Here is a 12,285-nt window from a genome sequence, read left to right as displayed (position 1 = left end):
GGTTTGATCGATACCCTGAAGAGCCTCGGTTACACCGTCAACCTGATCGCCAGGGACACCGCCGACTGGTCCCCTGACAAGGCACAAGAGAAGATGGACACCTGGCTTGCAGCTCACAGAGGCAAGTTCAACCTCGTAGTGGCGCAGAACGACGGCATGGCCCTCGGCGCAGTGGAATCCTTGATCACCAATGGTTTGGTGGACAACGATCCCAGCGACGGCACCATCCTGACCTTCCCGGTCATCGGTATCGACGCAACCGCCGACGCTTTGAACTCCATGGACCAGAACAAGCTCTATGCAACCGTTCTGCAGGACTCCGTCGGACAGAGCAGCACCGCTTTCGAGCTCGCTTATGCCATGGCTACCAAGGGTAGTGCAACCGGCATGACCGCTTGGGGCATTGCTCCCTCCAGCCAGGTCATCAGTGAAGAGCCGGCAAATGATCCGGCCGTCATCGCACAGTGCTATCTGGTTCCCTTCAAGCCCGTCACCAAGGCCAACTACAAGGACCTGATGTAATGAGATCTTGTGTCTCCTGCCTTCGGGCGGGAGACACTTCATGAACGCCGAGAGCAAAGAGGAAAGAGGAAGTCACATGGAAAGCACATTCGCCTTGGAAATGGAGTCGATCACCAAGGTGTTTCCCGGAGTACGAGCCTTGGACGGTGTCACCTTCCGGGTGAAACCCGGGACGGTACATGCCCTCATGGGTGAGAATGGTGCGGGCAAATCGACGTTGATGAAGTGTTTGTTCGGCATTTACAAGGAAGACGAGGGGACCATCAAGCTCAATGGTGAAGTCCATCATTTCAAGGATAGCCATGATGCCCTGCAGAATGGGGTATCGATGATTCATCAGGAACTTTCCAATGTTCCTGAACGTTCGGTCGCCCAGAATATCTATCTTGGCCGCGAGCCCTTGAAGAAAACGGGCTTGATCGATCACAAGCGCATGAATGAGGATGCCAAGGAGCTGCTCAAGCGCCTTGAGATGGATATCAAGCCCGATTGCAGAATCGGCTCACTGTCCATCTCGATGCAGCAGACCTGTGAGATCGCCAAGGCGGTCTCCTACAACAGCCGCGTGGTGGTGATGGACGAGCCTACCAGCTCGCTCACCGATAATGAGGTGGCTCACCTGTTCAAGATCATCCGCCAACTGAAGGCCCACAATGTCGCGGTGATTTACATCTCCCACAAGATGGAAGAGATCTTTGCCATTGCCGATGAAGTGAGTGTCATGCGGGATGGAAAAATGATTGGGACCTATCCCATTNNCGGATCTGACCAACGACAAGTTGATCAGCCTGATGGTAGGCCGGGAAGCAAACCTTCGCTTTCCCACGGTGAAGAGCAGCATCGGAGAAGAACTTCTTCGGGTTGAAAACCTCACATCTCTCAATCCTCGTTCCTTCAAGGATATTTCCTTCTCGCTGAGGCGAGGTGAAATCTTGGGCATCGGTGGCTTGGTGGGTGCACAGCGCACCGAGCTGATGGAAGCCATCTTCGGAGTACGAGATACCAGTGCGGGAAAGATTTTCATCAAAGGTGTGGAGATTTCCGACATCAAGCCCCGCAAAGCCATCGAGCATGGACTGGGCATGATTACCGAAGACCGGCGAGGCAGCGGGATTTTCCCGCTCTTGGATATCTCCACCAATACCTCGATAGCGTCCCTGAAAGAGTACCTGAGTAAAATCGGGCTCCTCAAGCACAAACAGCTCAAAGAGGAAGCGGCCAAGTATAACGAAGCTTTGAAAACCAAGACGCCGACCATGGAGACAATGATCCAGAACCTGTCGGGGGGAAACCAGCAGAAGGTGATCATCAGCCGCTGGTTGATGACATTGCCGGACATCCTGATCATGGATGAGCCGACGCGCGGCATCGATGTCGGGGCTAAGTATGAGATCTATCAAATAATGGGTCAGTTGGTTGAACAGGGGAAGGCCATCATCATGGTCAGTTCCGAAATGCCCGAGTTGATCGGGATGTCCAACCGTGTCATGGTGCTGTGCAGCGGTCGTTGCACCGGCATCCTGGACAAGCAGCAGTGCAGCCAGGAAGCCATCATGCGCCTTGCCACCCAGTTCATGTAGGATAAGAGGGAGAATGACCGAATATGGAAATGAAGAAACTACTGAATGACAGTAAGAAACTCGCAAGCCAGTACACCACCTGGGTTACGTTTGTCGGCCTGCTTTTATTGCTGTCCGTCCTTACCAAGGGAAACGCCCTTCGCTGGAACAGTATCCGCAACCTGCTGATCGCCGAGTCGGTCCGCTCTTTTGCAGCACTCGGCGTCGGCATGATCATCATCACCAAGGGCATCGACCTCTCCATCGGCTATGTTGTCTGCCTCACGGCCAGCGTGGCTGCCTCCTTCGCGCAAAACCCCGACTATGCTTCAGCAATCTACGCCGGACAGAGTTTTCCGCTCATCGTTCCCGTGGTCGCCGCGGTTGCAGCCGGTGGGTTGTTCGGACTGTTCAACGGGTACTTGATAGCCTATGGCAAACTGCCTCCCTTCATCGCCACGCTCGGTTCGATGTCCATCGCCAAGGGTTTGCAGCTGATCTATACAAAGGCTGCCGTTGTCGGGTCGCTGAACCAAAACTTCAAGAACATCAGCCAGGGCAGTGTCGGTCCGATTCCCAACCTTATCATCTATGTCATCATCGCTGCCTTCATCGTCTGGGTGGTGCTCAAGCACACCAGACAGGGTACGCACTTCTATGCAATCGGCGGGAACGCCCAGGCCGCCCGTGTGTCGGGTATCAATGTCGAGCGTGATTTGATGATGGTGTACACCTATGCTGGAATTTTATACGGCATTGCTGGTACACTGCTTGCAAGCCGCCTTGGTCTTGCCAATTCGCTTACCGCCAATGGCATGGAGTTGGACGCCATCGCCGCCGTCACCGTCGGGGGAGTTTCCCAAAGCGGTGGTGTAGGTTCAGTCAGTGGGATGATGGTTGGTGTTTTCACCATGGGTCTGATCAACTACGGTATGTCCTTCCTCGGTGTGGACAGCTATTACCAGCAGTTGGTAAAGGGCTTCATCATCATCGTGGCTGTCTACTTTGATATGAAGAAATACGCACGCAGAAGCTAGACAAGGGGTACACCATGGGCAAGAGTGAGACAGCAACCATCAAGGACGTTGCCAAGTTGGCTGGTGTCTCCATTGCAACGGTTAGCAGGGTCTTGAACAAGCTCGGGGTGGTCAACCCCGAGACCGAGCGCAAGGTGCTCTCGGCAGTGGCGATGCTGCACTATCAGCGCAATGCGGTAGCCAGGTCGCTCAAGCTCAAGGTCACCAAGAGCATTGGGATCATGGTCCCGGAAATCTCAAATACGTTTTTCACAGAAATTGTAGAACAGCTGGAACATCTGCTCGGTCCGCTTGGCTATGCCCTGCTGGTCTGCAGTTCGGAGAATTCGGTAGTTGAGGAGAAGCGCAAGCTCTCCTTGTTGCTCGAGCGCAATGTGGATGGCTTGGTTGTCATCCCCGTCAGCGATGTGGGAGATCATTTTTGTACACCATCACTTTCCAACACTCCGTTTGTGATGATCGACCGGAAAATCGAGGGCCTGGACTGTGACATCATCCTGACCGACAACCGTCAGGGAGCCTATGACGTCACATCAGCCCTCATCCGGGAGGGGAGAAAGCGCATCGGCTTTCTCGGAGGTGATGCTCACGTCCATACTTCAGTAGAGCGCCTCCACGGGTATTTGGAGGCCATGAAGGACAATCACCTGGAGGTTGAGAAACAGTTCATCCTCCTTGGAGGCATGACACAAAAAGCCGGCTACACATTGATGCAACAGGCCTTGGCAATGGAGCAATGTCCTGATGCCTTTTTCATGGTCAATGACATGGTCCATATCGGGGCCACCAGCTATCTGATGGCACACGAAGGACAACAGATACGCAGCCGAATGGCGTTTGCCGCCTTCGACTATCTCTACTATGCCCCGTTGTTGCAGTTCTGCCACTATGCAGTGGCTCAGCCGCTTGATCTGATCGGAGAGTCGGCCGCCCGGATTTTGATCCGGCGGATGGAAGGCGACAGGGAAGGTTTCCCTGCCACCATCGTGCTGCAGCCCACCATCCATGCGATGAGAGAGAACGGGGGGATCGTCACCGACAAGAAGTCCAAGGCCTCCCTGTACGACCACTCCCCCCGATTCAACAAGGTCTTCAGTTAGGAAGCTCCTCGTCAAAACAGACAGCCACCTTGCCGCAGGCTCCGCTTGCCATCAGGGCATACGCTTCATCAGCCTTCTCCAGGGGGAATCGGTGGGTGATGAGATCCTCGGGGTGGATGTTCCAACGCACCAGTCTCTCAACCAAGTCCTCCATCTTCCAGATGCTGGTAACCCAACTGCCGTAGATGGTCTTCTGGTCGTGCAGCATATCTTCGCTGGGATTGAAGTGGACTGTCCCTCCTTCCCCGACGAACGCAATCCTTCCCCATTTGCGGGTTGCCTTGATCGCCGTGGCCCTTCCTGGATCGCTTGCAGAGCAGTCAAAGGCTCTCTCGACTCCATGGCCGCCGGTTACTGCCTTGACTTGGGCAACATTCTCATCGGAGGGGGTGAATACGTGATCGACCAGACCGAGCTTTTTTGCCAGTTCAATACGGGCGCTCTGGCTTTCAATGCCGATGAGCTTGTTTGCACCCATCGCCTTGGCCAGCATGAGGGCGGCCAGTCCCACCGGACCGAGTCCGACAACCAATACTGCATCGTTGCCGCTCACCCCGATTTTCTCGATGGCCTCATAGACGGTTCCAAAGCCGCAGGCCACTTGTGCGCCGTCGGCATAGCTCAGCTCGTCGGGAAGCAGGACCAGGTCCTTCTCATCGCAGAGCAGGTACTCAGCCATGCCGCCGTCACGCTGCCAGCCGTAGGCAGCCCGCTTGTCGCTGGTGCAGCTGATCATGAAGCCCTGGCGGCACTCGTGGCAGACACCGCAGCCGCTGATGTGGTAGACAATGACGCGATCGCCTTTTTTGAATCGCTTCAGGCCTTCGCCTTCTTCAACAATCTGGCCGCAGGGTTCATGGCCGGCTATTACATTCTGATAGCCTTCAGGGCCTTTGCCCAAGTGCTCGCGGTAGATGCATCGGATATCGCTGCCGCAGATTGTGGTGCACTTGGTCTTTACCAACACCTGGCCGTATCCCGGCTTGGGTACTTCATACTCTGCGAATGCCACGGTGCTGTTGCCGGGCAGCATTGCCCCTTTCATCATGCGTTTGGTCATCTTACTCCTCCTGTACGATAGCTCTGTGGGCAGGGAATCGTTCCATCCTCGTCCCATAAGTCATGCCATGAATCGGCTTCCTTCCATAAGAATACCTGTCCCTTGATCAGGCGGTTGTTGCATTCGGCACCGCCGAGGAGATCGAGCTCCTCTTGCGTGAGAGGAGAGCTGAGAACACTTTCCAGGTTGCTTCTCAGGTTCCGCTCCTTGGTGGATTGGGGGATGGGAACGATGCCGTTGCCCCGTGCCCATTTCAGACAGATTGCCGCCGGGTGGACGTTGTGCTTTCTTGCAAGCTCGACTACGATCGGGTGCTCCATGTCCACTACATCCTCACTGGTGGTATCACGCTCGGGACGGTTGGGGGAGCCGAGCGGACTGTAGCCGATCGGGATGATGTCCTGCTCGGCCAGATAGGATCGGAATGCTGTCTGCTGGAAACAGGGATGCAGCTCCATCTCGTTTACCACAGGCCTGATGGAACACGATTGCAAGAGCAACTTCAGCTTGGGCACCGTCATATTGCTGGTACCGATATGGCGGACCAATCCTTGACGGACCAACTCCTCCATGGCCTGCCAGGTTTCCATGAACTCTTCATGAATGTAGGGCCGGGCGTCCGGACTGCGGCTGGAGACATCGCACTTGGGTGGATGGTAGTTGGGAAACGGCCAGTGGACCAAGTACAGGTCGAGGTAGTCAAGGCGCAGGTCCTTCAGGCTCTGTTTTGCCGACGCAATGACGTTCTTTTTCCCATGCATGTCGTTCCAGACCTTGCTCGTAATCCAAAGCTCTTTTCTGGGTATGGTGCTTGTATGCAGCACCTCTCCGATCTCCTTCTCATTGGCGTAGACGCTGGCACAGTCAATGTTGCGATATCCAATTTCCAAGGCAAGCTTGACGGCTTGGGCCATTTCGACGGCGCTGACATGGTCGCTGCCAAAGGTTCCTACTCCGATCACCGGCAATTGTGCACCCGTGGCGGGAATGGTAATGGTTGTGTGACTCATGCGGTCCTCCTCATCTCAAGCATACGGGGTTTCTCAGATATTACAATGCTTGATATGCGAAAAAGCTATATCGTTTTGCGAATATTGTGATACACTCACCGGTAATGAAACAGATTGGTTTGAAACTAAGATTCCAAGATGGCTATGACATGGCCGTCGCAAGCGGGGTGGTGCAATATGCAAGAGCAAAAGGTGATTGGCAGGTCAGGGGGCAAGGGCCGTGGTTCTTCTCCCTCGATCAGGAGGCGCTGTCGGAGTGCGATGCCCTGATCGCCCGCATCGAAGACGACCAGGAGGCGCTCCTGTGCGCCTCCTTGGGAATCCCGGTCGTTGATATTGCAGGCTCCTCCTCTCTCAAGCTCTTCAGTCAAGTGCGCAATGACGACTACCAGACCGGAGTGAGTGCCGGAACATACCTGAAGAAACTAGGCAGCAGGAACGTTGCCTGGTGCGGAGTCGACCAAGTGCACTGGGCACGTGAGCGCTTTGTTGGATTTGCCAGCAGCCTCAGCATGAATCCTTCGGACATTGCTTCCTTTTCACGGCCGCTTTCCTGGTGGAGGCAGTTGTATGAACCGTCGCAAGAGCTGGAATCATGGCTGGCGGGGTTGGAAAAACCCATCGGCTTGTTCTGTTGCAACGATCTTTCGGCGATGAAGGTCGAGCTGGCCTGCCAGCGGCTTTCGATCAGCATTCCCTCCGATGTCATGGTGCTGGGGGTGGATAATGAGACGTTGCTTTGCGAGTTGGCCAGCCCTTCAATTTCCAGCATCCAGCCCGACTGCAAGACGATCGGGTATGAGGCATCGGCCATGCTCGATGCGATGCTGAGCAACAGGCAAAGCGGGATGCATATCAGACGCATCGCTCCCGGCTCTGTTACCGAGCGTGAGAGCACCCGCTTGGTGTTGTGCGAAGATGAGCAGGTTGCGAATGCTCTTCGCTTGATAAAAGCACGTGCCACGTCGGGCTTGACAGCCAGTGATGTTGCAAGCGAGGCGACGATTTGCAGGCGCGCCCTTGAGATGCGGTTTCGGCAATTCCGCAAGCATACGATATGGGAGGAGATAACCTTTGAGAAGCTCGAGCAGGCCTGCCTGTTGCTGAACCACTCGAATGCAACCATCTCGCAGATCAGCGAACAGTGCGGTTTTGGTTCGGTCCATCGGTTCTACAGCTTGTTCAAGCGTGCCTATGAAATGACGCCCAATCAATTCCGTTCCAAGAAACAACGCTTCTGATACTAGCCCCTGCCATCGCATCTATGGCATGATGGCGGTAGAGGTATGCCATGGAACTTATGCTTGATACTGCGAATCTTGCTGAAATCGAGAGGGGCCTTGCGACCTATCCCATCAGCGGGGTGACTTCCAATCCAACCATCATAAAGGCTGAGGGAGGCGTTGACTTTTTCCCCCATATGCAAAAGATAAGAAAGCTCATCGGCGAGCAGCGAAGCCTGCATGTGCAGGTCGTCAGTACCGATTGCCCTGCAATACTTGCAGAAGCCGAGAAAATCATCTCGTTGCTCGGGCCTTCCACGTTCATCAAAATCCCGGTTACCGAACAGGGGCTGGAAGCGATCCGCATCCTCTCCAAGAGAGGGGTCAATGTTACTGCAACCGCCATCTATACCACGCTGCAGGGTATTCTTGCCATGCAGAGCGGGGCCCGATACTTGGCTGTCTACTACAACAGGATGCTGAACATCGATATCGATGCGGCCAAGGTAATCAAGGAGTTGAGCTCCCTTTTGTGGGCGAACAGCTCCAGCTGTCAGGTCTTGGCGGCCAGTTTCAAGAACATCAACGAGATTACCACAGCGTATGCAAACGGGGCCGGTTGCTGTACAGTCCCCTACGCTTTGCTCTCCACCGGCCTTGCCATGCCCTCGATCACCAAGGCTGTCCAGGATTTCTCAAAGAACTGGGAAGAGGTATATGGAAAACGAACACTCCTCGATCTTTGAACTGGCTCACAACGCACTCACGTATCGTCATCTCGAGGATGGATATATACAATTATTGCGATTCAATGAGAGTGACGGCCAGCCGTTCAACTCCCATCCTTTCTATCAGGCCATGGCCAAGACAAGTGCATCGATCTGTCTGCGTTTTGATACAAAAAGTGAGACGGTGGTGCACATCAAGCGGTACCATCAGTCACTGCTGGCCAAACGCGGTGGTCAGGTGCTCGATTTCGCAGCCCTCTACGGAAGGCCGCTTGACCTTTCCGAGACAATCGATGTGAGCATTGATGGGCAGGTGTCGCACCCTCCTTTGGTAAGCGGCCCCCTTGTATTCCAAGCAGGGCGGGCTATTGCCATCCATTTGCCGTTGCACCATCAGGTGGGGGTTGCATTGGAAGGGGATGTGGCTTCTGTTGCCAAGCAGAAAAAGACTCTGCTTCTGATGGGGGATTCCATCGTCCAGGGTGTGGGCATCCACCATCCTTCACAGAATCTGGCAAGTCAGCTGGGTTCCATCCTTGGGGTACAGGTTATCAACCAAGGCCTTGCCGGGGCGATGATCAATGCCAAGTTGGTGCAAAAGCTGGAGCTTGATCAACCTGTTGCCTCAATTCTGGTCAGCTTGGGAACCAATGACTGGACGATCAGGCAGACACTTGCCGAGATCCGAGGAGAGATGTTCGCCCTGTTGGGGCGAATCCGAAAGTTTTATCCCAAGGTCCCGGTTCTCCTGCTGACTCCGCTCTATCGCACCGATATTTTACAGGAAAAGCCTATGGGCAGCTTCAAGGAGCTTGCCCGGGCCATGGTCCAGGCTACGCGATGTTTTGCAGGGGTCGAAGTGGCGGATGGCCTCTCCCTCTCACTCAGGGATGCCTACGATGACCAATTCCTGCATCCCGACCACAGAGGGATTTCGTTTCTTGCCAAGTCGCTTGCCCCTCTGATTCCCTTTCAGCGGTAGGTTGCTTCCAGGAAAGCAACCGCTTCCTTGATGAGGTTCAATGCGCGTTCAACATTTGAACGCTGCGTACCGAAGTTCAGTCGAACGAACTGGCGGTAAGCCGTCCCTCCGAACCAGGTCCCGTCGTTGAAGGCCAGGTTTGCCCGTTGGCCGAAAAACCGGGAGAGCAGGCCTCCCTGGGCACTGGTTGAGCTGTCATAGAGCTGTGGATGTGCCTGTGCATCGCGTTCAACCAGGTCAAGGATGGCCGAGCAGTCCAACAAGCCGATGAATGAAGCCCGGGGTTTGATGAAAACAAGGGAAGGGACTTCCTTTTGCAACGTGTTCTCAATGATGTCTGCGTTCTTCTGCAAATAGACGAGCAACTCGTCAAGCCATTTTGCCCCGCTTTGATAGGAGGCAAGGGCGAGGGTTGTGGCAACCAGGGAAGGCTCGGCGATGAAGAGCTGCTCGAGACGGGTCAAGTAGCGCTGCTTCATGTCGGGATTGTTGAACAAGGTGACCGAGTAGTGCTCCCCGGCGATGTTGAAGGTCTTTGAGGGAGCCATGCAGACCACGGCTTCACAGCCGACCTGCCTTGCAGGTTCGAGCAGCGTGATGTGCTTGCCATAGCTCAGGTCTGCATGAATCTCATCGCAGATGATGACAACGTTGTTCTGCTTGGCGATGCCGCAGAGGCGGACAAGCTCCTGCTCGGAAAACACCAACCCCGTGGGGTTCTGGGGGGAACAGAAGATCAGGATCTTGGCTTGCTTGCAGAGTTGTTCATAGGCATCCCAGTCAAGGCTGAATATATGACTGTCCCGGTTGTATAGCAGGGGCCAGCCTAGTACATTCCGGTGCAGGTTGTTGACAATCCTGATGAACGGCTGATAAGCGGGGAGCGGTATGATGATACCGTCCCCCTCATTGCTAAGCAGCTCCACCAGCACTGCGATGCTGGTGAGCACTCCCTGGCTGATCACCACTTGGGCGGGCTGGATATCCATCTGATGACGTGCCTTTGCCCATGCACAGAAGACTTGCCGTTGGTTGTTGGCATACGGATAGCCGAAGATGGCGTGTTCGCTGAGGTTTCGTGCTTTTTGTGCTACCTCGGCAGCGACAGGAAAATCCATGTCTGCAACCCAAAACGGTTCTGCATCAGGATTTCCGCACAGGCTCTTGATTGCTTCCTTGTTCCACTTGACGGAGAGTGATGAACGGCGGTCGACCGACCGATCAAAATTATACTGCATCAGGGCGATACTCCACGGTGTAGGTCGAACGCGGATTGGGATACCTTCCGTTTTTCACCTTCTGTTTGAAAACAATAGCCTGGGTCGGGCAGCGGTGGTAACAGCCCAGGCAGCCGGTACAGGCCCTGTCGAATTCAGGTTTGCCGTTCACCATCTCGATGTTGAAGGAAGGGCACATGCGATAGCACAGGCCGCAGGAAATGCAGGCATCGGTGACGGTGAAATCGAGGGCCGTGTCCATGAAGGCGCGATGGATGGGTACCATGAAGTGGTTGATGGCAAGCCGGCTGAACGGCGGACGGAAGGGAAGCCTGATCTGTTCCTGCTTGATATCCTTGGCGATTTCTGCAATCTTCCTATCGGCTTTTGCATAGAGTTCGTCGATTTTCCCTTCTGTGGGAGCGGCCAGCAACGGAACATATCCATCAGGCATGACTACATGGTTGACATAGCTGGTGATCGCCCCGGCTTCCCTGACCACCACATCCATGGCCTGGAAGGTGTATGCTTGGAACATGTACCGAGTGGCTATCTGGAAGAGGTACTTGACCGGACCCAGGTCTTGTTTTGCAAAAACTTCCTGGATGAAATGGGTTACCAGATTGGGAGGAAACCCTTTATAGACGGGAAATACAAAGCCGACCTGCTCGGTAAGTTCGAATGCCTGGTTTTGCATCAGGTGCGGGATCATCAAAATCCGGCAGTCGCCAAGCTCCGAAGCAAGACGCTTTGCGATGTAATAGCTGTTTCCCGTTCCGGAAAAACAGATGAGTGTTGTTTTCATGCAAGGGCCCCGGGGTCGAATGATGAGAGCAGGGAGCAGACATTTTGGGTGTCTTCATCGCTTAGGTCGAGATTGGTGACCAGACGCACACTCTCTCCTTCCGTGTTTGCCAGGATGCCGATGCGCGCAAGCTTCTTCACTACATCTTGGGCGCTGCAAGATGGGACGGTGAAGAATATGATGTTGGTCTGCACTCCCTGGATATCCACTTCAGCCCATCCGGTCTTGACCAGGGTGTCGGCGATCGCCTTTGCGTGTGCATGGTCGTCCTTCAGGCGGTCGACATGATGCTGGAGGGCATAGAGCCCTGCAGCAGCGAGAATGCCGGTTTGCCGCATGCCCCCTCCGAGCAGCTTGCGTACGGTAAGGGCTTGGGAAATGAACTCCTTGTTTCCGCAGAGCATGCTTCCCACCGGGCAGCCCAGACCCTTGGAGAGGCAGAAGGTGATGGTGTCGGCATACTTGGCATAGGTCTTGACCGAAATACCGGTGGCTGCCTGTGCATTGAAGATCCTCGCTCCATCCATATGAACCTTCAGGTTGTGGGTGGATGCAAAGTCCTTGATCATCTCAAGGTTCTCAAGAGGGTAGCAGTATCCTCCGATAGTATTCTCCACCTCGATGAGGGCCGTAGCAGCCATATCGTAGGAACCTTGCTTGACCAAGGATTGGAGATCGGTTGCGTTGAGCACTCCCCGAGGTGCATGAACGGTGATCGGCAGGGCTCCGGCTATGGCTGCAATGGAGCCGATCTCATGCTGGATGATATGGCTGTTGGCTGCACACAGGACTTCCTTGGTCCGTCCTGCCTGGATGTACAGGCTGATAAGATTGCCCATGCTCCCCGAAGAGACAAAGAGAGCTTGTTCTTTTCCGGTAAGCTCGGCTGCCAGTTTTTCGAGTTTGGTCGTGGTGGGGTCTTCCCGATAGACATCATCCCCGACTTCAGCAGCGGCCATTGCTTTTCTCATTTCCAAGGTGGGTTTTGTAATCGTATCACTTCTGAGGTCAAATACCTGCATGCTCGCTCCTCCTGCTTCTG

At 54.6% G+C, this 12,285-nt stretch carries 11 protein-coding genes and 1 pseudogene; 7 read left to right on the top strand and 5 right to left on the bottom strand.

From position 1 onward, the window contains the following. From B3K89_RS13575 to B3K89_RS13560, 4 genes and pseudogenes are all read left to right on the top strand, one after another. On the top strand, window positions 1-522 hold a 522-nt coding region (locus tag B3K89_RS13575; RefSeq protein ID WP_345907543.1), incomplete at its 5' end, for a substrate-binding domain-containing protein. 76 nt (window positions 523-598) lie between these two features. Then, window positions 599-2,102: pseudogene (locus tag B3K89_RS13570) on the top strand (sugar ABC transporter ATP-binding protein). Between the two features lie 23 nt (window positions 2,103-2,125). Next, entirely contained in the window at window positions 2,126-3,118 is a 993-nt protein-coding gene (locus B3K89_RS13565; protein WP_293891815.1) for an ABC transporter permease, read from the top strand. Between the two features lie 14 nt (window positions 3,119-3,132). Continuing rightward, window positions 3,133-4,218, top strand: a complete 1,086-nt coding sequence (locus B3K89_RS13560) for a LacI family DNA-binding transcriptional regulator (RefSeq protein ID WP_293891818.1) — start codon at window positions 3,133-3,135, stop codon at window positions 4,216-4,218. Here the strand turns inward: B3K89_RS13560 and B3K89_RS13555 are convergent. Both B3K89_RS13555 and B3K89_RS13550 read right to left on the bottom strand, forming a co-directional pair. Continuing rightward, window positions 4,211-5,278, bottom strand: coding sequence for a zinc-dependent alcohol dehydrogenase family protein (locus B3K89_RS13555; protein WP_293891821.1), 1,068 nt, complete (start codon window positions 5,276-5,278; stop codon window positions 4,211-4,213). The genes B3K89_RS13560 and B3K89_RS13555 overlap by 8 nt on opposite strands. Further along, window positions 5,275-6,288: an aldo/keto reductase gene (locus B3K89_RS13550; RefSeq protein WP_293891824.1), complete on the bottom strand. Its 1,014-nt coding sequence runs from the start codon at window positions 6,286-6,288 to the stop codon at window positions 5,275-5,277. Before B3K89_RS13550 ends, B3K89_RS13555 begins: the two co-directional genes overlap by 4 nt. 104 nt (window positions 6,289-6,392) lie before the next feature. Between B3K89_RS13550 and B3K89_RS13545 the strand changes: the two genes are divergently transcribed. Genes B3K89_RS13545 through B3K89_RS13535 form a run of 3 tightly spaced genes read left to right on the top strand, consistent with a single transcriptional unit; the run spans window position 6,393 to window position 9,221 of the window. Next, window positions 6,393-7,529 carry a XylR family transcriptional regulator gene (locus tag B3K89_RS13545; protein WP_293891827.1) on the top strand — a complete coding sequence of 379 codons (1,137 nt, stop codon included), beginning with the start codon at window positions 6,393-6,395 and terminating at the stop codon, window positions 7,527-7,529. A 50-nt stretch (window positions 7,530-7,579) separates the two neighbouring features. Then, entirely contained in the window at window positions 7,580-8,257 is a 678-nt protein-coding gene (locus tag B3K89_RS13540; RefSeq protein WP_293891830.1) for a fructose-6-phosphate aldolase, read from the top strand. Further along, the gene (locus B3K89_RS13535; protein WP_293891832.1) at window positions 8,229-9,221 is read left to right on the top strand and encodes an SGNH/GDSL hydrolase family protein; all 993 of its coding nucleotides are present in this window, start codon (window positions 8,229-8,231) and stop codon (window positions 9,219-9,221) included. Before B3K89_RS13540 ends, B3K89_RS13535 begins: the two co-directional genes overlap by 29 nt. Here the strand turns inward: B3K89_RS13535 and B3K89_RS13530 are convergent. The 3 genes from B3K89_RS13530 to B3K89_RS13520 are packed head-to-tail and all read right to left on the bottom strand — an operon-like array spanning window position 9,212 to window position 12,265. Beyond that, window positions 9,212-10,459, bottom strand: coding sequence for a MalY/PatB family protein (locus B3K89_RS13530; RefSeq protein ID WP_293891834.1), 1,248 nt, complete (start codon window positions 10,457-10,459; stop codon window positions 9,212-9,214). The two genes, B3K89_RS13535 and B3K89_RS13530, sit on opposite strands and share 10 nt — an antisense overlap. Beyond that, a complete protein-coding gene (locus B3K89_RS13525; protein WP_345907542.1) occupies window positions 10,449-11,243 on the bottom strand; it encodes an EFR1 family ferrodoxin in 795 nt (264 codons plus the stop codon). Before B3K89_RS13525 ends, B3K89_RS13530 begins: the two co-directional genes overlap by 11 nt. Continuing rightward, complete coding sequence (locus tag B3K89_RS13520; protein ID WP_293891840.1) at window positions 11,240-12,265, bottom strand: threonine aldolase family protein; 1,026 nt, start codon at window positions 12,263-12,265, stop codon at window positions 11,240-11,242. Before B3K89_RS13520 ends, B3K89_RS13525 begins: the two co-directional genes overlap by 4 nt. Window positions 12,266-12,285 lie beyond the last annotated feature (20 nt).

It is taken from the genome of Sphaerochaeta sp. UBA5849 (assembly GCA_002432715.1).
Lineage (GTDB): Bacteria > Spirochaetota > Spirochaetia > Sphaerochaetales > Sphaerochaetaceae > Sphaerochaeta.
This window is presented reverse-complemented; position numbering and strand designations above follow the sequence as displayed.

Bases quoted from the DNA above. Each gene is read 5' to 3' on its own strand.
- B3K89_RS13555 (WP_293891821.1), bottom strand. From the start codon at position 5,278: ATGACCAAACGCATGATGAAAGGGGCAATGCTGCCCGGCAACAGCACC.
- B3K89_RS13565 (WP_293891815.1), top strand. From the start codon at position 2,126: ATGGAAATGAAGAAACTACTGAATGACAGTAAGAAACTCGCAAGCCAG.
- B3K89_RS13520 (WP_293891840.1), bottom strand. From the start codon at position 12,265: ATGCAGGTATTTGACCTCAGAAGTGATACGATTACAAAACCCACCTTG.
- B3K89_RS13550 (WP_293891824.1), bottom strand. From the start codon at position 6,288: ATGAGTCACACAACCATTACCATTCCCGCCACGGGTGCACAATTGCCG.
- B3K89_RS13560 (WP_293891818.1), top strand. From the start codon at position 3,133: ATGGGCAAGAGTGAGACAGCAACCATCAAGGACGTTGCCAAGTTGGCT.
- B3K89_RS13525 (WP_345907542.1), bottom strand. From the start codon at position 11,243: ATGAAAACAACACTCATCTGTTTTTCCGGAACGGGAAACAGCTATTAC.
- B3K89_RS13540 (WP_293891830.1), top strand. From the start codon at position 7,580: ATGGAACTTATGCTTGATACTGCGAATCTTGCTGAAATCGAGAGGGGC.
- B3K89_RS13535 (WP_293891832.1), top strand. From the start codon at position 8,229: ATGGAAAACGAACACTCCTCGATCTTTGAACTGGCTCACAACGCACTC.
- B3K89_RS13545 (WP_293891827.1), top strand. From the start codon at position 6,393: ATGAAACAGATTGGTTTGAAACTAAGATTCCAAGATGGCTATGACATG.
- B3K89_RS13530 (WP_293891834.1), bottom strand. From the start codon at position 10,459: ATGCAGTATAATTTTGATCGGTCGGTCGACCGCCGTTCATCACTCTCC.